Below are 22,916 nucleotides of genomic sequence, written 5' to 3'. Positions count from 1 at the left end.
GTCGCGTAGCTACATGCGTAACCTTGCTCACCCTTCTCTTGGGGCAGACGAACGCAATTCATGTATTGCCGCCTGATCGGATCAACGCGATTGTCAGCTCTCCGATTAAACTGTCCAGAACGGCTAGCCGCCCATTTTCTTTGCGCGCCATGCCAGCGAAAGCAGCCGCTGCATTTTCTACGGCAAACGCGTCGGTCCTTCGTGAATTTCGATCAGCCACGATCAGGCAAAGTGCAGTCCGCATTTCTCCAATCTGCGTGCACCTCGCTCGCCACAATCGGCTAGAGACACCTAGCTCGTAAGCTCGATCATGCGCAGCCCTGGTGATCGCTTGCCAGTCGGGCGGACCACCGCAGGCATACAGATCAATGTACTCGGCCAACTGTGGTCCAGCCAGCCGCCGGGCGTGAGTTGGGCTGGTGTTCAAGCGGCGCTCGTCAATCGGTCTCTCAGCCATACGAGTTTTGGTTTTCTTTTCTTTGTTCGTATTGAGTCGGACATTTTCGTCTGACCCGACGGCCATCTCCGGCTGACCGCAATCCGAAGAAAAATCGGAAAGCACAGCCTCAAGCGCTTCGGCAACCTCCTGCATTCTGGTGATGTCGGTGAGTTCTGTTGGCCGACGACGGGGCAGGATGGTGGTCGCGGCCTCATCAGCGTCAGTATTGCCCAGCTCCCTGATTTGTCGGAACAAGCCCTGAATCTGCTCACGCAGGCGTTTGTGGTCTTCGTCGGACTGCATCCGGCGACTGACCAGTGAACGAACATACCCCGCCTGTTCGATCAGTGGGGCGAGGTTGATACCCGCCGCGCGTTTGATGACACCATCTACTCGGTCGCCAGAGCGACTTTTGCGTTCGGGGTAGGTGCGGCGGATCAGACCCGCGTCAACAAGCTCAGCCTCGATCCGCCCAACCTGCCGTTTAGACAGCCCAAAGATCTGAGAAAGCCGTTCCAGCGAATGCCAGATGGCACAAATCCTGCCTTGAAGGAAATCTGACTTCTGGCAGTTGTCTATAGCGAACACGAGGTATTCTATGGCACCTTTTGATAGGCCGAGCGAAACTCTGGCTCGGTTGAGAAATCGCTTCAGTTCATAAGGTGTGATGTCTATCGGCAATCCACTGTGCGTCAGCCGTACACTCATAACGGACCGCCTGACAACCAATGGCCGCCTTGAATGTCGGTTGCTTTAATGGCGGTTCTTGGGGTACCATCATTACGAAAGCTGAACGCTTTTCCTTTAGATTTGATCCCGGTTTCGGTTGCCGCCGAGCCGGGATTTTTCCGTTTATAGAGGTCCGAGAATCCATTGTCCGGCGGATCAGGCTGTACGGGTTTTGTACGGGTGTTCTTTACGTGTTCTCGCACAGAAGCCGTAAAATCCTGGACGATGTTGCAAAGCGCACCGATGAAAAATCCACAAGGCACTGATTGTATTGGCATTTTTGGTGACCCCGGCAGGATTCGAACCTGCAACCTGCCCCTTAGGAGGGGGCTGCTCTATCCAGTTGAGCCACGGGGCCATGCGTCTGGCTTGAATGCCTGCCTTTGTGGCAGGGGTCAACGGTCAGGCTGTTCTGGCCTTTGTCAACAAGCCCCGCTAACAATGGGAAAACGACAGATGGGATACCTTATTGACCAATACGTCCAAACGCCCCCTGACCCTGCGCGATGTCTCTGAGGCGTCGGGCGTGAGTGAGATGACAGTCAGCCGCGTGTTGCGCAACAAAGGCGATGTCAGCGCTGCGACCCGCCAGAAGGTGCAGGATGCTGCGAAACGGCTGGGCTATGTACCCAATAAAATCGCGGGTGCGCTTGCCTCGCAGCGGGTCAACCTTGTGGCGGTGATCATTCCGTCGCTCGGCAATATGGTCTTTCCCGAAGTGCTGTCAGGTATTTCCGAGACCCTTGAAGATACTCCGTTGCAGCCTGTCGTTGGCGTCACTGATTATCTGCCCGAAAAAGAAGAGAAGGTTCTTTTTGAAATGCTGTCGTGGCGCCCTTCTGGTGTCATCATTGCCGGGCTTGAGCATTCAGAGGCATCGCAGGTCATGTTGCAGCAGGCCGGTATTCCCGTGGTTGAGATCATGGATACCGATGGTGAGCCGATTGACCATTGCGTCGGCATTTCGCATCGCCGTGCAGGGCGTAAGATGGCGGAAGAGATTATTGCAGCCGGGTACAAGCGTATCGGGTTTATGGGCACCAAGATGCCCTTGGACCACCGTGCCCGCAAGCGGTTTGAGGGGTTTACCCGCACGCTTGCAAAAGCCGGGATCGAAATTGCGGATCAGGAGTTTTACTCTGGCGGTTCCGCGCTTGCCAAAGGGCGCGAGATGACGGCGAAGATGATTGCCCGCACGCCTGATCTTGATTTCCTCTATTATTCGAACGACATGATCGGTGCGGGTGGTCTGCTGTATCTGCTTGAGCAAGGGATTGATGTGCCCGACCAGATCGGACTGGCCGGTTTCAATGGTGTCGAATTGCTGGAAGGACTGCCGCGCCAATTGGCAACGATGGATGCCTGTCGTCGCGAGATTGGGGTGAAAGCAGCGCAAATTATCGCAGCGCTGAATGCCGGGGATGAGGTGCCTGACGGACCTATCACTGCGTTGGAGCCTATCCTTGCGGCAGGTGAGACTTTGCGCAGGTAAGCAGCGCTTTGGTCTGGCTGTGGCGTCAGGTTGATTGATGCTGGTGACATGAGCATCTGCAAGGCGGGACTGGCAGGTTTTTGTAGCGCACATGCCAATGGCTGTTCTATGCACATTAAGAGGCCTATTTTCAAAAATGATTTTTCATGTCAAAGACCACTCGCGCCGGTGGGTCAGCTGCAATCAAGCCGCGCTAAAACTGCTACGACGCGAAGATCTTTTGCAGATCGTCGGTGCGCGTGAGGAAGATGTCTTCCCCACCGCCGCTGCCGACGCAATCAAGGAAGATGACTTGCGTATAGACGAAAGCAAATGTTGCACTTCAACTCATCCTATCAAAGGAGACATTCGCTGCGAGCGCAAAGTCTAGTGCATGGCGAATCTACACAATGCGGGACGGAGCCAACCTTCGCTTTGGTATTCCCAATGGCTGCTTTCCTAAAGTTGCATCCCATGCCAACTTAATCGGCCCTCATTCTGCCGAGCGGCGACACAAAGCGAGGTGGTGCCCGCCGATATCGCTGTTGCGCGGCGGTGTCCTGGCCTGCGGGTGGGCACTGCACTCAAAGACTTCGAATGCGGGGCCATTGCCAACCCGGATCATACAGATGCGCGGCACCTCTGCGCGTGGATCGACGCCGAGGTTTTCGGCCATCCAATCATCGTCCGCCGCATAGAGCGTCACATGCCACCAGTGGTTCAGCTTTGGGTGGGATTTCAGGCGGATTTTGCTGACGACCGCCTCAGACGATCAGTAGCGACCTTCTCAGTCCTTCGCCAAATCCGTACCAACAGCGGCATAAGAGTAGCACCGAGGTTTCGGACGCTTAGTATGCAACAAATTGTTTTTCTGGCAGCTGTGAAGTCAGAAGTCTTCAGGTAGGTTTCACCAATGCTGCTTTACCAAACCGGATTAATGGCATTGCCTGCCGTGCGAGGCCTGCGATAATGCCGGTGACGTCTCCGTTTAACCAGGCTTCCTTCGGAATATCCGCGCGTACAATGAAGCTTTTGCATTTGATGTCTTCGGCATTGGGGTGATCTTCGTAGTCGCTGAAACCTTTGGGCATCCGCGTCAGGCGGTCAATGTCGGCAAGCTTTGTTCCAGCGTCTGCCAGCCCATCTAAGATTGCTTGGAATGCTGGCGTCTCATCGACAATACGCTGTCTGATCAGACTAAGCTGGGCCGTCGGCAATCGATAAAATCCGCCCGCGACCCAACCGCCCGTCGCATTCAGTTCAGCGTAAACCATGCCGGCCGTTTCGGTTTTGGTTCCACTTGGTGTCAAAAGCCCGGAAACGGATGTCTTGTAAGGGCTCTTGTCTTTGGAAAAACGCACGTCGCGGTGCATGCGAAACATCGTTTTCGCGCTTCCTTCAAGCGGGAGCGGGCTGTCGATCAAACGGTTTGATACATGCTCAAGCATCTCGCCAAAAGGTATCAAACAGTGCGTTTTGATGTCTGCTTTATGCACATCATACCAGTCTTTGGTATTGTTCTGCGCAAGCTGAGCCAACAGGTCAAATGAAGTGTCAGAGATCAGGGTCATGGGAGGACCGTCCTTTGTCGCTTGCAGGCTTAGGTGCTACTTCATGCATGTTTAAGATCGTCGCCACGGCGCGCGTCGTGCGTTTTTCGATGTCGACATACGGAACCTTGATGACGCCGAGTTGGACACGCACCATCCCCAGACCTTCAAGCAAGCATATCAGGTCTTCGGCAATATCCATCGGGTCAGTCGCATCCGACAAAGCGCCCTGAGTTTGTGCCGCATGAAACATCAGAGCGAAATCCTTTTGGGTCTGACCATATGCTGCATCAAAGAATGTTTGCCCAATATGCGGATTGCCGCGTGCTTCTTCGTGCATCAGGCGCGCAAATTCCATCGTGTCGGCAGCGTTCAGGAACGTCAAAAGCTTAGTGCCATATTGGATCAGAGCCTCGCGAAGTTCCGGGATCGTCTCGGTTTTGGGCGGGGTCACCTCACGGAATTGTACGGCCTCGGCTTCGGTCACGCAGCGCAGGATATCTGCCATGTTTTCAAAGTGACGGTAGATTGACGCTTTGGACACTGCCGCCTCGCGTGCAAGCAGATCCGTGGACACTTTTTCAAAGCCGTGTTCGAAAAACAGCCGACGTGCCGTGTGCAGAATGCGGTCGTATGATTGTTGCTTGCTCATAAAACACACCTAGGCTGCGCGCTACAAAAAGAAAAGTACTGCTCCGTACTCTTTTGACTTGCCGTCTTGGTGGCGTGCTCTAGGTACGGCGCAGTACCCATGCAGAAAGCCATCTGATGAAAGCGACCATCTTACTCTTAGTCACTCTTGCCCTATCAGTTCCAGCACACGCCCAAGACACCGAAGATTTGACCCCGTCAGGCGACCCCGCGCCTATTCGGGCGGTTAAGCTGATCCAGGCGGGAGGCGGCGCTACGCAGCTTGAGCGTGTGTTTTTCGGTCAGGTCGCGGCGCGCGAAACGGTTGATTTGTCGTTTGAGGTTGGTGGGCGGTTGATCATGTTTGATGCCCAAGAAGGCCAGTTTCTTGAGGAAGGGATCCAAATTGCTGCAATGGACTTGGCCCCATTTGAGCGCGCCGTGGAACGTGCGACCCTACAGCTCGCACAAGCCAATCGTGATCTGACGCGCGCGCAAACGCTTGTCCAATCTAACGCGGCCTCAGCAACACAGGCCGAAAATGCCGAAACGGCGCGTGATCTGGCCGCGGTGGCGCTGCGCGAGGCGACAGATGCGCTTGAGGACGCAACGCTCCGCGCTCCGTTTCGTGCGTTAGTCGCATCGCGTCTGACGCCGAATTTCGCCAATGTATCGCCGGGCCAACCCATTGTGCGCTTGCATGACATGTCCGAAGTCCGCGTTGAAATCGACGTGCCGGAGCGGCTGTTTCAAAGCCTGTCAGATGTCACGGGGATCAGTTTTGTAGGGACATCTCCGCTGTTTGAGGGCGAAGTGCCATTGACCTTGCGGGAATTCAACGCAGAGACGCAAAGTATCGGTCAAAGCTACCGTGTCACTTTGGCCTTGCCCTCCACTCAGGTGCCCACGGCGATTATTCCGGGCGCTTCAATGACGGTCACCGCGCGCCTGCGCAATAGCGATGCAACGGCGATCACGCTACCGCCTTCCGCCGTGACGATGACCGGCGATAGTGCGCAGGTTATGGTCTATACTCCCAATGCTGACGCTGAAAACGGGACAGTTGGTTTAGTGCCTGTAGATGTGGCCTCGGCCAATGGTGCGCAGATCACCGTTACGGGCCTTGGATCAGACCAGTGGATTGTTGGTGCGGGCATTCAAATGCTGCGCGATGGCGAAACCGTGCGCCCCTTCACTGGCATGAGTGTGGAGTAGGTTGATGAAAATCGCGCGTTTCTCGATTGAGTATCCGATCTACACGTGGCTTTTCATGGCCTTCGCCCTGATCGGTGGCGCGGTAGGGTACTTGTCGGTCGGCAAGCTTGAAGACCCCACGTTCACCCTCAAATCTGCATTGGTTATTACACCTTATCCTGGCGCGACGGCAGCAGAGGTGGCGACAGAAATATCAGAAGTGCTGGAAGCCGAAATCCAGCAGATGGATGAAATCAAAACCGTCACATCGCGTAACACCCAAGGTAGCTCTGTTATCGAGGTTGAGGTCAAAGACCAATTTGGCGGCGACGAGTTGCCGCAAATTTGGGACGATTTGCGCGACCGCGTGGAAGATGCCAGTGCAGCATTGCCAAATGGTGCCTTGCCCTCCATCGTCAACGACGACTTTGGTGACGTGTTCGGCATTCTATACGCGGTATCGGCGCCCGGGTTTTCGGACGCCGAAATATGGGACATCGCAACCTTTATGCGCCGCGACTTGCTGACCGTCGAAGGCGTGGCAAACGTTGAAATTCAAGGCCTCCCGGAAGAGGCGATCTTTGTCGAACCATCCTCGCAGATCGTATCATCCCTTGGCATTGATCCAGGGCTGATCATTGGCGCGATCAGCGCGTCAACGGCGATTAACCCAACAGGATTTGTCAGCAACGGAAGCGCCAATCTGCGCATTCAAGGGCCCTCGGCAGAGGACAGTGTAAGCGAGATCAGCGGTCTGACGTTTGGATTTCAGGGCGAGGTTCTGAACCTGCTTGATATCGCCGAAGTCAGCCGCGGCCGCGTTGATGATCCCGAACACATTCTGCGCCACAACGGTCAAGAGGTGTTAACCCTTGGTGTGTCTGGCTTGCTATCTGAGAATATTGTGACTGTCGGGCAGAGGGTAGAGGCGGAACTCAAGGTCCTGGAAGACCTCTTGCCGGTCGGCATCACGGTCACGCCTATCTATGAACAACATCGCGTAGTGGACGATGCCAACGGCAGCTTCCTTGTGTCGCTAGCGATGTCTGTAGGTGTTGTGATTGGGGTTCTGGCGCTGTTTATGGGACCGCGCGCTGCTGTTGTGGTTGGCGTGTCACTGTTGCTAACCGTCACATCCACCTTCTTTTTCATGTATTTGTTTGACGTCAAAGTCGAACGGATCAGCCTTGGCGCATTGATTATCGCGATGGGTATGCTGGTCGACAATGGCATCGTCATTGCGGAAGGCATGCAACAGGAAATGCGCAAAGGACGCTCCTCGCGCGAAGCTGCTGATACTGCATCAAAGAAAACTCAAATCCCGCTGCTGGGGGCGACGATTATTGGCATCATGGCCTTTGCGGGGATTGGTCTGTCACCTGACGCCACGGGCGAGTTCATGTTCTCGCTTTTTGCGGTGATCGCGATCTCGCTGTTGCTATCATGGTTTGTCGCCGTGACAGTGACGCCGCTGTTGGGTCACTATTTGTTCAAAACGGGCGGTTTGGTCGGCAATGATACTGGCTATGACGGCCCTGTATTTCGCGCCTATGGCGGCGTCGTCAGCTGGGCGCTCAAGCTGCGATGGTTGGTCATTGCAGGGTTGATCGGCACGACTGTCGCGTGCGTGATGGCCTTTGCGCAAGTCAAGCAACAGTTCTTTCCACCCGCAACAACGCCGCTGTTTTACCTTGAGTATAAGGCGGCCCAAGGCACCGCAATTGGCGAAGTTTCAAACGATTTGAAAGTCATCGAAGACTGGCTTTTGGCCCGGGATGATGTTGCAGATGTGACGGCGACCATCGGGCAAGGACTGACGCGTTTTATCCTGACTTATAATCCAGCGCGTGCTGATAGCTCTTATGGGCAACTGGTGATCCGCGCCACATCGCCAGAGGCAATCCCTGCGTTACGTGCCGAACTGGACCAGTTCGGGATCGAAGCGCTGCCATGGGCTGAACTGCAAACGACACGTATTATCTATGGCCCACCTGTCAGTTCCGATATCGAGGCGCGCTTTTCAGGGCCCGACCCCGACGTACTGCGTGCGCTGGCGACACAAGCCGAAGATATTTTGCGTACGGCCACGCCGCTTTTGCATAGCGAGCATAGTGACTGGCGCGAACGCGAGATCATAACGCGCCCCATCTATGCGGAAGACCGCGCACAGGCCGCCGGGATAGCACGCAGCGATGTGGCAAATGCCATTGCGCTGGCCACGAACGGGATACCCGCAGGCACTTACCGCGAACGAGACCGCCTGATCGACATTATCGTGCGCACGCCACGCGAAGAGACCGCACGTAACGGTCAACTTCTGGACCAGATTGTTTATTCAAACGCCATCGGGGGCTATCTGCCGTTAAGCCAAGTCATTGATGGGTTTGCAGTGGTCGCTGAAAACCCGGTCATTGAGCGGCGCAACCGTGTCCCGACAATCACTGTGCAAGCGAACGTCATCGACGGGCTAACACCACCAGCTGTTTTTGGTGAAATCCGCCCCCTGATCGAAGCGATTGATCTGCCCGTTGGCTACCGCCTTGAATGGGGTGGCGAGTTTGAGAGCGCTGGCGAAGCACAAGCATCACTGGGCCGTCAAATGCCGCTGGCCTTCGGAACCATGCTGCTGATCACCGTTCTGCTGTTCGGCAAACTGCGCCAAACGGCGGTTATCTGGACAATCGTGCCAATGGCGATCAATGGCGTGGCGCTTGGCCTGCTGTATGCCAACCTTGCGTTCAGCTTTACTGCGATGCTGGGACTGTTGTCCTTGTCTGGTATGTTGATCAAAAATGCGATTGTGCTGGTTGAGGAGATCGACGCGCAGAAAGCAGAAGGATTGCCGCAAGACAAGGCGATCATTACTGCAAGTGTAAGTCGATTGCGACCCGTTGTGCTGGCTGCTGGGACGACGATCCTTGGGATGCTGCCGCTATTGGCGGATGGTTTCTTTGCAGCGATGGCGGTGACGATCATGGGCGGATTGGGCTTTGCGTCTATCCTGACGCTGATCGGCGTGCCGGTGCTCTACCACACATATCTGCGCAAAGAACGACGCGCCGACAAACGTGCCGCCAGCGCATTGGCAGTAGCGTAATGACCGGAATCCCGACAGAGCGTTTTGAGAACGTGCAAGTTAGCTCTGTTGCAGAGCTACGCGATTGGCTCACCGCGCATCACACTCAGCCGGAAAACGTCTGGCTGGTGACGTTTAAGAAGAGCGTGCCTGACAAGTATGTGTCCACGCAGGATATCTTGGATGAAGTTATTGCATTTGGATGGATCGACGGCATTCGGCGCAAATTGGATGATGACCGAACCATGCAAATCATTGGACCACGACAGACCCAAGCTTGGGCCAAAAGCTATAAGGATCGTGCCGCGCAGCTGATTGCGGATGGGCGAATGACCGATGCCGGGTTGAAATCAATTGCAGCGTCCAAGGAAAACGGACTTTGGGATTATTGGGCGGATGTGGATGCCCTGATCGTGCCTGAAGATTTGCGCGCAGCACTTGATGCCACACCAATTGCGGCGCAGAACTTCGATCAAAGCGCGCAGTCTTACAGACGTAATTTGTTACGCTGGGTGAAGCTTGCCAAGACACCACAAACACGGACCAAGCGGGTTGCACAAATTGTTGACTACACGGCGCGGAACGAGAAAATTCCGCAGATGTAGTCTCATCGACAGATTTCTAGTTTTGCTGGCAATCCAACGAGACGATAGACCTTGGTAGTCGGAAACGCATTTGATTTGTTGTTCATGCCTAAGCCGACATTCATGCACACTGCAGCATCGATCATTGTGGGCTCATTGCTGCCACAAGCGCGCTTGCAGCATCCTGTGATATGTTGCTTCGGTCAACGTCGGGTTGTCGTCTTGGGAGGGAATGGCGGATCGGAGGATCAGTCACGGAAACACCAAACTTACCCGCCATTCGCGCGCTCCACCCTGCTTGGAACAGGGGCCGGATACGCCGCCTCAACTGTATGATTATCTTCGAGCCCGATTAGAATTTTGGTATCAATGAGATACGATTGCTGGCTCATATTGAAGGGCCTTTCTCAGATCGTTCTTGGCGTAGAGGAAGGATTGTGGAGGCTTAAAGCCAAACTTTTCGCGAAGTTCGCTGAGCGGAAGGGGCCGGGAGAAAGCTTTCACTTCGTCAAAGACCACGGCAAACCCGTGATCAAGGCCATCAGAATACTTTTCAAAATGGGGCCGCTCGATAAAGGCCGTGCTCTCAAACTCTGTCCAGATCTGTTCCACTGGAAGTTTCAGAACATCCCGGATAGATGCCGTGCCGACCATCGCCTTCACAGGTGAACTCGAATAGATATAAGCTAATGCGCCATTCGGCGCAGCGACCGGGAAACGGCGCCTGAGTTCGACAGTCTTGCGGCCAGCCAAGATTTTCTCGGAGTAAACGGGTTTGATCGAAAGAACGACGTCGCGCTACGGTTTGAAAGGCTCATCTCCAAGTAAAGGCAGCACAAGTTGATCATCATGTCCCTGTTCTATGTCGAACGCACCATTGAGACGCGCTGAGAATGGCGCATCCACGGGAAAATGGGCGTTCAGGCGCAGAGAGGCCCCAAGAGCTTCGGTATAGCGTTGCACGGTGCTGAGATAAATTTCGCCACCCTTTTCAATCTTTGAGATTGCCGCCTGTTGAATGGCCATGCGCTCTGCGATCTGATCTTGGGTCAAACCGGCTAGCAGGCGCAGCCTGCGCAGCTCAGGGCGCACGGATGCTACACCCTGTGGCTTGGCACCGCCTTTGCTTCGACGATCTGTCCTGTGAGTTTGCCCATATCTTACCCCCTATTTTTGAGGTCTTGTAGGCGTCCACAACATTCCACGCAAAGAATACTTGGTAGTACGCTATTCAGAACCGATTACTGCTGGCGAAGATGCGCATCCTCTCCCATATCCATCTGCCGATAAGTGACCAATGGGACTCATGGCAAACGCGTTACCGACCGATGCCCTTAGTGTCGCAGTGCTTCTATGGGGTCCAAACGCGCTGCCGCGCGCGCGGGGAAGTAACCGAAGACAATTCCGACGGCTGCCGAAAAAGCGAAAGCCAAGGCGATAATGCCCGGATCGGGGATGAAGGGGATGTCCAGTAGAATTGCACCCACTGCCGCAAGTCCCATGCCCAAGGCGATCCCAATTGCGCCGCCAAGCACCGAAAGAACAATGGCTTCGACGAGAAATTGCAGCAGCACCTGACTTGCTTGTGCCCCTACGGCCATCCGAATGCCAATTTCGCGTGTACGCTCGGTGACAGACACCAGCATGATGTTCATGATCCCGATCCCCCCCACAAGCAGCGACACTGCCGCCACTGCCGACAGTAAGCCAGTCAGCACATCGCTGATCCCAGTGAGCATCGAGGACAACTGTTCCATCGTGTTGACGGTAAAATCATCCTCCTCGCCGGGATCAATGCGGCGAATTTCGCGCATCAGCATAGTGACGTCATTCACGGCGCGATCTGTCGAAACACCATCGCGCATGGAGAGGGAGATCATGCTGACGTCAGCGCTGCCCGATATTCGGCGGGCGTATGTTTTGAAGGGGATGAGCACCAGATCGTCCTGATCGGTACCAAAGGTCGACGCGCCCTTTGCCTCCAGGACACCGATCACCTCGCAGGAGATGTTTTCGAGGCGGATATCCTCGCCCAACGGATCTGCGTTGCCGAACAACTCCTCGACAACGGTTGCGCCAAGGATGCAGACGGCTTTGCCGGTTTCATCTGACTCGGTGAATGAACGCCCGGCCGAAAGGGTCCATTCTGCGACGACAAGATAACCCGAGTTCGTGCCGGTCACGCTGGTTTGGTAGTTTTCGTTGCCATAGACTGCCACCAATTGGCTTGTCGACGTGGGTACCGCGATCTCGATGCTGGAGAGTTGGTCGACAATCTTGTCAACGTCACTCTGGGCGAAAGGCTGCACCGAGTCACTGCCGCTGCCTGGTCCCATCCGTCCCTGTCCGGGTGACAACATCAGGCGATTTGCGCCAAAGGTCTCCACATCTGCCGTCACCTGCGCGGTTGAGCCGTTGCCGATTGTCACCATAGCGATGACAGCGGCGACGCCGATCACCACGCCAAGCACGGTCAGGAAAGACCGCATCGGATTGCGCAGAATCGCCTGAAAGGCCAGCTTAAAGGTTTCCCAAAGCATCACGCCGCTCCTTTGGCCGTTAGGCGGTCGGAGTCCACTTTTCCGTCGACCATCCAGATGAGGCGGCGGGCATAGTCGGCCATCTCGCGTTCATGGGTAACCATGATGATCGTCAGCCCTTCGTCTTTGTTAAGGTTTTGCAAAAGCTCCATGATCTCGATCGATAGCTTGGTGTCCAGGTTACCTGTCGGTTCATCGGCCAAGACCACCTGCGGATCGCCGGCAAGCGCGCGGGCAATCGCCACGCGCTGTTGTTGGCCACCCGACAGTTCAGACGGATCGTGGTTTGCACGGCCAGCCAGCCCGACCTTTTCTAATGCGACCCGAGCACGTTCCTCGCGGTCGCTGCGGCTGATGCCCTTGTAGATCAGGGGCAGTTCTACGTTCTGCATCGCGCTCATCCTTGGCAGAAGGTTGTAGCCCTGAAAGACAAAGCCCAAATAATTGCGCCGAAGTAGTGCGCGCTGATCGCGGTTGAGGTTTGCAACGTCAGTACCGTGGAAATTGTAGGCGCCCGAGGTCGGGCGGTCGAGAAAGCCAAGCACATTCAATGCAGTGGACTTGCCCGACCCCGAAGGCCCCATGATCGCGACAAACTCACCGGTTTCAATCCGCAAGGTCACGCCGTCCAAGGCATGTACTTCGGCCTCACCCATGCCATAGACGCGCGTAATATCGCACAGTTCGATCAGTGGGGGTCGCGCATTATTCGGCATCGATCCGATCCTCAATAACCTGATCGCCCTCAGTCAGGTCGCCGGACAGGATTTCGGTGATATAACCGTCTGTTTCGCCGGTTTGGACTGGCACCTCGACAGCGATGCCATCGCGCAGCACCCACACAGATGCAGACTCAGCCGACAACCGGGTAGCACCTGTTTCGCTGGGCCGACTTGGGAGAACCAGTCCCAAAAGCCCGCTGCCGCTGCTCTCGCTCTCCTCAAGCTCTTGCGGCGGTGTGTAGCGCAGGGCCGAGTTGGACACGACCAGCACATCCGTCTGCGAGGCCACAATGATATCCGCAGTCGCCGTCATGCCGGGGAGCAAAACCATTTCGCTATTGTCGAGTGACAGGATACCCTTATAGGTCACGATCCCATCATCATTTTCAGAAGCAAAGCGCAACGCGGACATCTCGGCGGGAAACTCGCGGTCACCGTATGCCTCGACCGTGAATATGACCGGTTGGCCCACTTCGACGCGGCCGATATCGGACTCGTCGATATCGATCTGAAGCTCCATGCGCGTCAGGTCCCCGGCAATTGTAAAAAGGATCGGCGCCTCAAGCGATGCCGCTACGATTTGCCCTTCATCTGCGGCACGATCCAGAACCACACCATCGATAGGTGAACAGATACAGGACTTTGAGAGATCAATCTGAACCAAATCAACATTGGCTTGTGCCAAATCGCGTGCCGCCCTGGCCGACGACAAGTCAGCCCGAGCGCGATCAAAGGCGGCTTCTTGCGCCGCAAAGGCCTGTTCAGATTCGATGCCACGCTGCTGCATTTCAAGTCCGCGTTCGTACTCTGTGCGCGTCTCCCTCAGCGTGACCTCGGCGATAGCAATCTGCGCCTCAGCCGACGCCAAAGACGCATTTTGTAACGCCAGCTGCGCCTCAAGCCGTGACGTATCCAGGTCTGCCAGATGCGAACCAACTTCAACCGTGTCGTTGTAATCAACGTGAACCTGAGTGATCGTGCCCGAAAGCTCGCTAGAGACTTCGACCAGATCGGTCGGCTCAATTGTACCGGTTGCGGAAACCGAGACCTGAATGTCGCCACGGCCCACGGTCTCTGTCACATACACGGATCTGTCTGCGGACGTTCCAATCGGCACAAACACCCATACCGCAAGACCGACCGCGACGATTGCGACAACCGCAAGCAACCGCCAAGGCCACCTCTTTTTGGAACCAAGGCCGAGAGTCTTGGCGAGTTCATCACTTTCGTTCGTCATTATCGTCTGTCCCGCAGTTGCTTTGATAAGCTTTGCAATGTTGTTTGTGGCGTCATCCATCGCATTCCAGAAGACGTCCAAGATCCGGTCTGGGCGCGAGGCCCATTTCTGCATTGGATGTACGGTGTCATGCGAATCTTGCATTGACCAAAATCAAGGGCTGTTCGGTGCTCTTGGCGGCCTCATTGTAGACAACTGGCATCTTTCCCGACTTGGACATGACATCTGTTGGATCAGTCTGCGTCACGCACAAGACGGACCGCATTCAGGGACCATCCATTGCCTTCAGCGGCCGGAGAGTTTTCGGACTTGCCACTGAAGCGCACCGCTCCCGCACCGTGGATATCTTCGCCGTCCGGATCGGGCGCATAGCCGAAAGCTACATACCACGCAAAATAGTGGGTCGGATCGTTGAGGCTGATGTAAGCGGACGTCGATGACTAGAAGTAGGTATCGGCCCCTTCGGTCTCAAATATGTCGCCATTGACTGCGGGGAACACGCCAGAATAATCGACGATGCTTTGCAGCTCACGAATATTGGGCAGTCGCCAGTCGTCATGTCCAAGATAGCCTTCGGTGTTCATCCGGGCAACGTAGGCCAATGCATCTTCCCAATTCATCCGTGTTCCCGCGTGGGCCTTGGCCCACATCAGCCGGGTCGCAGCATCAAGAACCGCGCCGTCGCCGACATCGACGAAGTCATTGGTGCCCATTTCTTCGCCTTCCGCTGCACTATCACGAGGTGGAGGAGGTGCGTCCAAGGTTTCAGCCGCCCCCGACGTCCCACCCTCCGCGGGGTAGGCTTTGATATGGCCGGTCGCATGATTTACGCCGAATGCCGATGGCGCGCCGCCGTGAGCGGTGCCCACTTGGTAGAAATTTCTCGACCAGAATTGCTGGTCTTTCCCGCAGCCATCAAGGATGAAGACGTTCGTATCAAGATAGGGCAAACCCGTGCTGAAATCGCTGGTCCTGAACAGCTCTTTCAGGTTGGGAACGCGCCAATCGTCTCGTCCAGAAAGGTCCAGCGTAGCCCAGTAATCCTGTGCGGCCTGCCAACCGAGACGGTGGTCATCGGGGTCTTGCTGCCAGACAAGGCTTGTCACATTGTCGGTCACACTCCCGTCTTTATCGTCGGTGAAACTTTGGGGCGTGTCGACAAATTGCGCATCCTGCCCGAAAAAGGCATCGCCAACGTCAGGGCAGGCAATTTCGCTTTCCGTTTCATAGCAGGTGTCTTGTCCGGTATCGGTCAATGGATATGTCGCATCTGCGGACGCAGCAGAAGCTGAGGATGTGATGAAGGCACATGCAAGCAAGAGTTGTCGGTATATACACTTTATCTCAGGTATCCCCCTGTCGTCATTGTCGGGTCTAGAGCTTTGTTCGAAGATGTAACGTTCGCCCCACCTATTTCCATCACGGTTTTTGTCAGCTTCCGGAAGCGACCTGACCAAGGAAGCCCCGTGGGTTGCGCACGGGGTCACCAAGGGGCCGTTTGCTCTTGATGGCGTTATTTTGCAGCAACTGGTCTGATGCGAGCGAAGCGTAAATTCTCCGCGGTGGACTGTGGTTTCCAAGTTTGAATTCAATGCACTGAAAATACTACCGTCGCGTATGTCCGCCATTTATGACCCGACGGAAACTTTTACCTCATGCGTTGAATTCCCATGACCGAGGCAGTGCGATGCTCGCCCGATAGTCAAATGAGGAAACCAAACCATGTTAAGTTTACGAAGCCTTGGACTAACCGCGACATTGTCGATCTTGCCGCTGGCCGCACTGGCCCACCACGGTGTCAGCGGCCAGTTTGACACGAGCCAGACAATTGAAGTGTCCGGTCAGATCACGCGGATCCGCCTCGTGAACCCTCATGCCTATGTCTATTTTGATGTCACCGACGCCGCAGGCGAAGTGGTCAATATGCGCTGCGAATTGACTTCGGGGTCATTGTTGAAACGCAGCGGCTGGACCGAAGAGATGTTCGAGATCGGCAGTGAGATCACGATCAGTGGATCACCTGATCGCGATGATCCGACGACTTGCCTGATGAACCAGATCACCTTTGCAAACGGAGTGACAGCTGATCGCGACAGCACATTTGGCGACGACGGCACCATCAATGTTGCAGAACGCCAGATCGAGCGCGAAGATGGAACTCCAAACATTGATGGAAACTGGGCGATGGCCAATCCGCAGGAACGGCGCGGCGGACGGCCTACGGTAACGCTGACCGACGCCGGCATGGCGGCTGTAGCAGACGCAAGCCCGGCCGATAATCCACGGTTCAATTGCCAGATAAGCAACATTGCAATGGATTGGGTGTTTAACGGGATGGTAAATTCCATCGCGCAGTCAGACACCGAAATCACCATGACATATGGCTTTATGGATTTGGTGCGCACCATCCATCTTGATGGCAGCGATATGCCCGAAGATTTCGTGCCCAACCGTGCCGGATTTTCTGTGGGCGAATGGGACGGCGACACCTTGGTTGTGACGACGACTGGCTTTGATGAAGGCTGGATCATGGCCCCCATCGGCGGTCGGGCAGGCCTTGTTATTGACGATGAGGAAGCTGCTGATCGCCCACAGCGCCCTGAAGGTCGCGGTGGACCGCAAGCCGTCAAAAACAGCGAGGAGCTGACCGTGACCGAGCAGTTCACCCTGAGCGACGATGGCACTGTGCTGACGCGGGAATATGCCTTCATCGATCCAGCCTACCTCGAAGCACCATTCGAGGGGTCAGACGAGGTCACGCTAACAGCCGATTCCTATGAACCCTACGCCTGTGATGACCTCACGAACGAGCGGACAGAATAGCCGACGTTTCCTCACTCAGAACACACCTCCTGCTTTTCGCATGCGCGGTGCGGGACTGAAACAGCAGAAAGTTGTCTAGATGGAAACGCTCTTCTGGCTCGAAGACTCTTTTATTGGAACAACGGTTTCCAGCACGATGTGGGGCTATCCCATCGTGTTATCGCTGCACGCCATTGGTATGGCCACGATGGTTGGGATTGCCATGATGCTGACGATCCGTGTGTTGGGGTTTGCGCCCAACATACCCGTCACCGCAATGACGCCCTATTGGCACGTGGCTGTTGGTGGATTTGTTCTGAATCTGCTGTCGGGGACAGCTTTGTTTTTGGGTGGAGCATCTGAGTTGTTCTTTAACTGGGCCTTTCGGGCAAAACTCGTGCTGGTTGTGTTGGGGTTGATGCTCACATGGCGGCTCGTGCGGATATGCATTGCACGTTCTGACGACGTTTCGCTCGCTCACCGTAGACTGGCTGGGGTGGCGATGGCCACTTGGATCGCAGCTATCATTTCAGGCCGCCTGATCGGCTATTTGGCGTAAGGAGGCACCCGATGGATACGTTACTGACTTGGGTCATCGACTCCCTGAACGCGACTGCGTTGAACGGGTTTGTGATGGACAACCGGTTTGTTTTTCCTCTGTTGGAAATGTCGCATTTCATGGGGCTTTGCCTGTTGTTCGGGTCGCTTCTCGTTGTCGATCTACGCATCGTTGGTCTGGCGCGATCCGTGCCTATCGATCGGGTTGACGTCTTCGTGCGCTTTGCGCTTATCGGGTTTGCGATCAATCTAGTCACGGGCCTGTTGTTCATTGTCGGGGACTCAGACCGATACCTCGTGAACAATGCGTTCTGGGCCAAGATGGGTTTGATCGTTTTGGCTGGCCTGAACACCGCCTATTTTGTGCGGCGCATCAAACCGCAAATGGATGCGGGGGTCACATCTGCTGATCTTATAGGCGGGGCACACGTCATCGCGTGGTTGTCCCTGATAATCTGGTCCTGCATCATCATTCTGGGGCGGTTCATTCCCTATGTCGAAGACCTGTAAAGCCGCGCTATTGGGTTTAGGGCTAGCCGTGTTCTTGGCCACGACGACATCCGCGCACGGTGTTGCGACCCAAGACCAAGGGTTTTTGGCAAATGCATCTGGGGTCCATATCGGCCCATTCGTGTATCTGGGTGCAAAGCACATGGTTACCGGCTACGACCACCTATTCTATCTAGCCGGTGTGATCTTCTTTCTGAGACGACTGCGCGATGTCGTGACCTTTGTCAGCCTTTTTGCCGTTGGCCATTCCATCACTCTACTGTTCGGGGTGCTGTCAGGGTTATACGTCAACACCTACCTGATCGACGCCATCATCGGCCTGTCTGTTTGCTACAAGGCGCTGGAAAACCTTGAGGTCTTCCGCTTGATCAATCCCAAGTCAGCCGTCTTCGGGTTCGGCTTGGTCCACGGGCTGGGCCTGTCGAGCAAACTGCAAGACCTGACGCTGTCGCCCGATGGTTTGATCATCAACATGCTTGCGTTCAACGTCGGTGTTGAGATCGGACAGGTGATTGCGTTGATCGTGTTGTTTGGCGGCCTCGCGTGGCTACGACAGCGGCCAGACTTCACACACATCGCGACGGGCGCAAATGTCGCCCTTCTTGCTGCTGGACTGGTGCTATTTGGCATGCAGTCAGTCGGTTATTTTGCAACATAACGGAGATGTTCAATGACGCTTATGACAAAAATAATTGCAGCCGCAGTAGGCGGTGGCGCGCTGTTGGTGGTGGCCATTCTACCTGCGGAATACGGGATCGACCCGACCGGTTTGGGCGACAAACTCGGCCTTACAGCCATGGCGCAAAACATTGACGAACCGGCCCCTTTTGAAGGCGTCCTTGCATTCAACATCGGCGAATATGACCCGACCGCAGAGCGGATCGACATGTCTGTGCAAGGCCTGATCCACCAAGAAGACGCGCCGTTCTACAGTGAAGTCATCGAGATTGAGATCGAGGACTACGGCGAGATCGAACACAAATTCATCATGCCCGCAGATACCACGTTCGTCTATTCTTGGGAGGTTTTGAATGCCGTCGGTGATGGGGTCTATTACGACTTTCACGGGCACCCATCGACAGACGATGCCGCTGACTACCCAGACGGCTTTGAAATGGCCTATGCAAGGGGCGAAGGCACCGCGCAGCACGGATCCTTCACCGCTCCATTTCCAGGATACCACGGGTTCTACTTTATGAACATTGAAGAGGGCCCTATCACCGTCCGCCTGACGGTCAGCGGGTATTGGGAGGAACACAAAGAAATGTATCGCGCCGTGAAAGGCGAAGTCCTAACCAATGTGGACTTTTGAACTTACAAGCAAACTGGGGACGCCTGGCCGCGCGAGAACTTCGAATTCACAAGCTGTGCTCGAAATCAGCTTTCGCCGCTAACTGGCTGTGGGTCTGGATCAAATCGGCGAACGGCAGGTGCCGCCAGCCGACATGGTTCAGATATCGATCCGCTCAGCAATACTCAACGCGTCTTCCAAACCAACGCCAAGGTAGCGCACGGTGCTATTGATCTTCGTGTGCCCGAGCTGAAGGTGTACCGCTCGGAGGTTCCCTGTTTTTGGTAAATCTCTCCTGCTTTGGTTCACCGAAGTGAGTGGGTGCCGTATCCGTTCGGTTCCGGGCCAACCGCTGTCACCCAATCACGAACAAGTCGACCATACTGACGCGTTGAGATTTGAGGTCGATCACGGAATCGGCTTGGTAACATGAAGCAGCCGATCATTTCGGGCGAACGGATCCATGCCCAAACATCAGCGCCGCACTGGCATCTCAAGACTACCGCAGATTTGAATGGCAGCTATCCGACGTTATCTTTATGCATAATATTTGCAGATGCATTGGGCCGTAAAACGCCCATCCTGTGAGTTCACAGTTTCTCGCTGCACGCGCTCGCAGCGTACAAAATGCGATAAGTTCTTGATCTTCGTTGCTGCAATGCGGCAGAAAAACCGGCCACTCAGCAAAAATGCAGCGAGACCAATCCAGCGGACTCACGCTCCTCCAGGCAAAGCTGCCTTGTATCGTTGCAATACTTTCTCAAGCAGGGAACCTGCGCGGTCACGGCGCAGGGATCTCGATGTTGAGACGATTTTCTCTTAATTGGCCGTTCGTTCGCTTTAGTCGAGACTCAGCGTTGCCGAAGCCCTACGGTCTTCACCTGAAGCGATGTGATCGTGCCTCTATCAAAGTAAGTTCATGTTTCGCTTAACCCCGCAGGGAGACAAATCATCACAAACCTTATCCAGATCGTTTATGTGTCACAGCCGTTCGGGTTCGATGAGCCGACACTGGCAGGAATTTTGATCGACGCCAGACGTTGTAATGAGCGGGATGGCGTTACTGGCGCGTTGGTTTGTCGACACGACATCTACCTCCAACTACTGGAAGGCCCGGAGGTTCCAGTGCGCGCAGCTTACGCACGAATTCGTCGGGATGATCGGCATGCTGGGGTTAAAGAGCTCTTGAATCGCAAGATACAAAGTAGGTTGTTTGCAAATTGGGCGATGCTTCATGATCCTGCAAAGACTTGGATTTGGACGGAAGAAGAAATCGCAGATGCGGCACTTGATCGCGCGGAGCCAGCAGAAATCATAAAGGTATTCAAAGGCCTATCGGATCGGTCCGCGAAACCGGGTTTGCATTGATGCAACCCCCTTCGCGCGTCGCCGCAGACGCGATCCACGATTTGTAAATGGTGGGCGGAATGATGACAGTGCACTCAGTGCCCGATGCGTTTACCACGGGGGAATGTGATCACATTGTCGCGGCAATTGCCAATATCCCCACCGATGACGCGCTGCTTGTGGGCCGCAATCGGGATCACAATCTGCGTAATGCGGAACTCGTTTGGGTGGACGATGTCGGAGACCTGAGCTGGGTGATGACCCGGTTGATTGAGCTTGTCAGTCATTCCAACAAGCACCAGTTTGATTTCGATGTGCGCGAATTTGCGGAAAGCCCGCAAGTAGCCAAATATGATGCAACCAAAGGTGGCCATTTTGCCTGGCATTCTGACATTGGCCATGGTCTCGCTGCTGGTAAGAGAAAGCTCACACTTGTGCTTCAATTGAGCAATCCGGACACCTACGACGGGGGTGACTTGGAAATCAGGCCAAATACTCACGTCCTCTTGGCCAATCGGGCGCAGGGATCAGTGAGTGTGTTTCCAAGCTTTGCACTGCATCAGGTGACGCCAATCAAGCGGGGCATTCGGCGCTCGCTGACCGTCTGGGCGCATGGCCCACCGTTTCGTTGAAGGCCGCTCAAAAAAGGTTCAGGTGATTGAGTGATCGGCGGTGTTGGGAAAAAGGTCAGGTTAGCTAGGATTGTAAATTAGGCGCTAGGCGACTATATGACAGTTACAAAGTTGTGGTCTTCTTCGGCAACGGCGCATCGCCTGCCAGAGCCAATTGCAATTATCTTTCTTTGAAATTCGACCGTCACTTGCCGAAACAGGGATATGACGCTTGGGGAAGTTATCGCGCACGACCGCGTCGCCCATGCGTTAGGATTATCCGCTTTTGTGGTCCGCAAAATCCATGACCTGTGACGAAACATGAACTGCGCCATATCAAGCGATGCAACTTAAAGACCGCACAGACAAAATGCTTTGTCAGTGCAAAAAAGTGAGGCGGCGCTTTCTCCGTCAAAGGACCCAAAAATGACTTTTCCAGAATGGACGAAACCCGGCATCTACGGTGCTGCGGGTGGCGCAATTGCGGTTTCTATCCCCGGATTCACTTGGGGTGGCTGGATGACCACCGACAGCGCCGAAACCATGGCAAAGGACATGGCATCTGAAGAGGTGACGTTAGCGATGGTTCCGGTGTGTCTCAACATGTCAGCGGCTGATCCAGAACGCACAGAGAAGTTCGCGGTTCTACAAGAAGTCTCCGGCTTTGGCCGCCGCAATGCAATGATGGAAACGGGCTGGGCGACCCGCCCCGGTTCAGATACGCCAGACCGTGACCTCGCAGATGCTTGCTTAGCGGGGCTTGAGTTGGATGGATCATGATTCAAAGGCGTCGCTGCAATCCTCATCAACAGTTTGCGGGACACCTATGTTGGCGGAAGCTCGAATGCTTTGGATCGTTTTCATAGGCCCCGTCTTTGCTCTGCTACTCCTTGCAATGCCCGCCATTGCCCAAACCATACCGGAAAACGCCAGCGCAAAGAGCTACGGCGACGGTTGGGAATGCAACGTCGGGTATCGGCTTATGGACGAGAACTGCGCTGCTATTGTGGTCCCCGAAAATGCCTATGAGACAAACCGCACCTATGGATCCGGATGGGAATGCCATCATGGCTTTCGTAAAGTCGACGAGGTTGCCTGCGTTGCGGTGGTTGTTCCCGATGGTGGGTTCTTGGACCCTTCAGGCGAACGCTGGCGCTGCCTGCGCGGATTTCTCAAAGTCGACGATACCTGCCAAGAGGTCATTGTACCTGAAAATGCCTATCTGGCGGATGGGTCCGCATGGGAGTGTGGACGCGGGTTTGAGAAGGTGGACAACAGTTGCACTGCAATCGTGGTTCCCACCAACGGATATCTGAACGGGTCGCGCTACGGTCAGCCTTGGTCATGTGAACGTGGGTTTTTCGAACAGAATGGTCTGTGCGAGGTCGTGATTATCCCCGAGTTCGCATATTTCGACGAGTCTTCTTACGGCGAGGGATGGAAATGCCAGCGGGGTTATGAAGTGTCGGGTGAAGGATGCGAAGCGATTAACATGCCCGCGAACGCCCATCTTGACAGGTCTGAGAACCGTTGGGAATGCAACCGGAACTTCCAAAAATCCAAGGATCTGTGCGTTCTAAATAACTAAGCGCGTCGCACCAAGACGTCTGCTTCAACACCTAGTC

24 protein-coding genes, 1 tRNA gene and 1 pseudogene are annotated in these 22,916 nt (G+C 55.0%); 14 read left to right on the top strand and 12 right to left on the bottom strand.

Going from position 1 to position 22,916, the window contains the following annotated elements; genetic code table 11:
- Positions 1–58: 58 nt before the first annotated feature.
- Both BC777_RS11340 and BC777_RS11335 read right to left on the bottom strand, forming a co-directional pair.
- Entirely contained in the window at positions 59–1,147 is a 1,089-nt protein-coding gene (locus BC777_RS11340; RefSeq protein WP_100368302.1) for a helix-turn-helix domain-containing protein, read from the bottom strand.
- Between the two features lie 302 nt (positions 1,148–1,449).
- Positions 1,450–1,526, bottom strand: a tRNA-Arg gene (locus tag BC777_RS11335).
- 111 nt (positions 1,527–1,637) lie between these two features.
- Between BC777_RS11335 and BC777_RS11330 the strand changes: the two genes are divergently transcribed.
- Both BC777_RS11330 and BC777_RS19700 read left to right on the top strand, forming a co-directional pair.
- Positions 1,638–2,660 carry a LacI family DNA-binding transcriptional regulator gene (locus tag BC777_RS11330; protein WP_100368301.1) on the top strand — a complete coding sequence of 341 codons (1,023 nt, stop codon included), beginning with the start codon at positions 1,638–1,640 and terminating at the stop codon, positions 2,658–2,660.
- A 91-nt stretch (positions 2,661–2,751) separates the two neighbouring features.
- Positions 2,752–3,030 (top strand): PAS domain-containing protein, encoded by a 279-nt coding sequence (locus BC777_RS19700; protein WP_133122546.1) that lies wholly within the window; start codon positions 2,752–2,754, stop codon positions 3,028–3,030.
- Between the two features lie 102 nt (positions 3,031–3,132).
- Here the strand turns inward: BC777_RS19700 and BC777_RS11320 are convergent, their stop codons facing one another.
- The 3 genes from BC777_RS11320 to BC777_RS11310 form a co-directional block, all read right to left on the bottom strand.
- Positions 3,133–3,345: a VOC family protein gene (locus tag BC777_RS11320; RefSeq protein WP_100368299.1), complete on the bottom strand. Its 213-nt coding sequence runs from the start codon at positions 3,343–3,345 to the stop codon at positions 3,133–3,135.
- A gap of 190 nt (positions 3,346–3,535) precedes the next feature.
- On the bottom strand, positions 3,536–4,210 hold the full coding sequence (locus BC777_RS11315; RefSeq protein ID WP_100368298.1) for a DUF2461 domain-containing protein: 675 nt from the start codon (positions 4,208–4,210) through the stop codon (positions 3,536–3,538).
- Complete coding sequence (locus BC777_RS11310) at positions 4,194–4,841, bottom strand: TetR/AcrR family transcriptional regulator (protein ID WP_100368297.1); 648 nt, start codon at positions 4,839–4,841, stop codon at positions 4,194–4,196. The genes BC777_RS11315 and BC777_RS11310 overlap by 17 nt, the downstream gene beginning before the upstream one ends.
- A 116-nt stretch (positions 4,842–4,957) precedes the next feature.
- Here BC777_RS11310 and BC777_RS11305 point away from each other — a divergent pair, with 116 nt between their 5' ends.
- Genes BC777_RS11305 through BC777_RS11295 form a run of 3 tightly spaced genes read left to right on the top strand, consistent with a single transcriptional unit; the run spans position 4,958 to position 9,694 of the window.
- Positions 4,958–6,034, top strand: a complete 1,077-nt coding sequence (locus tag BC777_RS11305; protein ID WP_100368296.1) for an efflux RND transporter periplasmic adaptor subunit — start codon at positions 4,958–4,960, stop codon at positions 6,032–6,034.
- Between the two features lie 4 nt (positions 6,035–6,038).
- Positions 6,039–9,110 (top strand): efflux RND transporter permease subunit, encoded by a 3,072-nt coding sequence (locus BC777_RS11300; protein WP_100368295.1) that lies wholly within the window; start codon positions 6,039–6,041, stop codon positions 9,108–9,110.
- Positions 9,110–9,694 carry a YdeI/OmpD-associated family protein gene (locus tag BC777_RS11295; RefSeq protein WP_100368294.1) on the top strand — a complete coding sequence of 195 codons (585 nt, stop codon included), beginning with the start codon at positions 9,110–9,112 and terminating at the stop codon, positions 9,692–9,694. Before BC777_RS11300 ends, BC777_RS11295 begins: the two co-directional genes overlap by 1 nt.
- Before the next feature lie 345 nt (positions 9,695–10,039).
- Here the strand turns inward: BC777_RS11295 and BC777_RS19450 are convergent, their stop codons facing one another.
- From BC777_RS19450 to BC777_RS11270, 6 genes are all read right to left on the bottom strand, one after another.
- Positions 10,040–10,453 (bottom strand): ASCH domain-containing protein, encoded by a 414-nt coding sequence (locus BC777_RS19450; protein WP_281251805.1) that lies wholly within the window; start codon positions 10,451–10,453, stop codon positions 10,040–10,042.
- A gap of 18 nt (positions 10,454–10,471) precedes the next feature.
- The gene (locus tag BC777_RS19445; protein ID WP_211095369.1) at positions 10,472–10,765 is read right to left on the bottom strand and encodes a helix-turn-helix domain-containing protein; all 294 of its coding nucleotides are present in this window, start codon (positions 10,763–10,765) and stop codon (positions 10,472–10,474) included.
- 242 nt (positions 10,766–11,007) lie between these two features.
- Positions 11,008–12,213 carry an ABC transporter permease gene (locus BC777_RS11285; protein WP_100368293.1) on the bottom strand — a complete coding sequence of 402 codons (1,206 nt, stop codon included), beginning with the start codon at positions 12,211–12,213 and terminating at the stop codon, positions 11,008–11,010.
- Positions 12,213–12,929: an ABC transporter ATP-binding protein gene (locus tag BC777_RS11280; protein WP_100368292.1), complete on the bottom strand. Its 717-nt coding sequence runs from the start codon at positions 12,927–12,929 to the stop codon at positions 12,213–12,215. Before BC777_RS11280 ends, BC777_RS11285 begins: the two co-directional genes overlap by 1 nt.
- On the bottom strand, positions 12,919–14,172 hold the full coding sequence (locus BC777_RS11275; protein ID WP_100368823.1) for an efflux RND transporter periplasmic adaptor subunit: 1,254 nt from the start codon (positions 14,170–14,172) through the stop codon (positions 12,919–12,921). The genes BC777_RS11280 and BC777_RS11275 overlap by 11 nt, the downstream gene beginning before the upstream one ends.
- Positions 14,173–14,612: 440 nt before the next feature.
- A complete protein-coding gene (locus BC777_RS11270; protein WP_168769144.1) occupies positions 14,613–15,428 on the bottom strand; it encodes an Lcl C-terminal domain-containing protein in 816 nt (271 codons plus the stop codon).
- Positions 15,429–15,894: 466 nt separating this feature from the next.
- Between BC777_RS11270 and BC777_RS11265 the strand changes: the two genes are divergently transcribed.
- The 5 genes from BC777_RS11265 (at position 15,895) to BC777_RS11245 (ending at position 19,354) form a co-directional block, all read left to right on the top strand.
- Positions 15,895–16,995: a DUF6152 family protein gene (locus tag BC777_RS11265; RefSeq protein WP_100368290.1), complete on the top strand. Its 1,101-nt coding sequence runs from the start codon at positions 15,895–15,897 to the stop codon at positions 16,993–16,995.
- A 79-nt stretch (positions 16,996–17,074) separates the two neighbouring features.
- Positions 17,075–17,533 carry a hypothetical protein gene (locus BC777_RS11260; RefSeq protein WP_100368289.1) on the top strand — a complete coding sequence of 153 codons (459 nt, stop codon included), beginning with the start codon at positions 17,075–17,077 and terminating at the stop codon, positions 17,531–17,533.
- Positions 17,534–17,544: 11 nt separating this feature from the next.
- Positions 17,545–18,042 carry a DUF6644 family protein gene (locus tag BC777_RS11255; RefSeq protein ID WP_100368288.1) on the top strand — a complete coding sequence of 166 codons (498 nt, stop codon included), beginning with the start codon at positions 17,545–17,547 and terminating at the stop codon, positions 18,040–18,042.
- Positions 18,026–18,700, top strand: a complete 675-nt coding sequence (locus BC777_RS11250; RefSeq protein WP_100368287.1) for a HupE/UreJ family protein — start codon at positions 18,026–18,028, stop codon at positions 18,698–18,700. The genes BC777_RS11255 and BC777_RS11250 overlap by 17 nt, the downstream gene beginning before the upstream one ends.
- Positions 18,701–18,712: 12 nt before the next feature.
- Complete coding sequence (locus tag BC777_RS11245) at positions 18,713–19,354, top strand: hypothetical protein (RefSeq protein WP_133122545.1); 642 nt, start codon at positions 18,713–18,715, stop codon at positions 19,352–19,354.
- A 138-nt stretch (positions 19,355–19,492) separates the two neighbouring features.
- On the opposite strand, the pseudogene BC777_RS19535 reads toward BC777_RS11245, so the two are convergent.
- Positions 19,493–19,800 (bottom strand): annotated as a pseudogene (locus tag BC777_RS19535) (tyrosine-type recombinase/integrase); the annotation flags it as partial.
- 481 nt (positions 19,801–20,281) lie between these two features.
- On the opposite strand from BC777_RS19535, the gene BC777_RS11235 reads away from it, so the two are divergent.
- The 4 genes from BC777_RS11235 to BC777_RS11220 all read left to right on the top strand — a co-directional run bounded on the left by BC777_RS11235 (position 20,282) and on the right by BC777_RS11220 (position 22,879).
- Complete coding sequence (locus BC777_RS11235) at positions 20,282–20,701, top strand: BLUF domain-containing protein (protein WP_100368285.1); 420 nt, start codon at positions 20,282–20,284, stop codon at positions 20,699–20,701.
- 59 nt (positions 20,702–20,760) lie between these two features.
- A complete protein-coding gene (locus BC777_RS11230; protein WP_100368284.1) occupies positions 20,761–21,312 on the top strand; it encodes a 2OG-Fe(II) oxygenase in 552 nt (183 codons plus the stop codon).
- Positions 21,313–21,717: 405 nt separating this feature from the next.
- On the top strand, positions 21,718–22,071 hold the full coding sequence (locus BC777_RS11225; RefSeq protein WP_100368283.1) for a hypothetical protein: 354 nt from the start codon (positions 21,718–21,720) through the stop codon (positions 22,069–22,071).
- Positions 22,072–22,135: 64 nt separating this feature from the next.
- A complete protein-coding gene (locus BC777_RS11220) occupies positions 22,136–22,879 on the top strand; it encodes a hypothetical protein (RefSeq protein WP_245834312.1) in 744 nt (247 codons plus the stop codon).
- The last annotated feature ends 37 nt before the right edge of the window (positions 22,880–22,916 follow it).

The organism is Yoonia maricola (genome assembly GCF_002797915.1).
Taxonomy (GTDB): Bacteria; Pseudomonadota; Alphaproteobacteria; order Rhodobacterales; family Rhodobacteraceae; genus Yoonia; species Yoonia maricola.
Note: the sequence above shows the minus strand (reverse complement) of the source record. Positions and strands in the feature narration are given on the sequence as shown.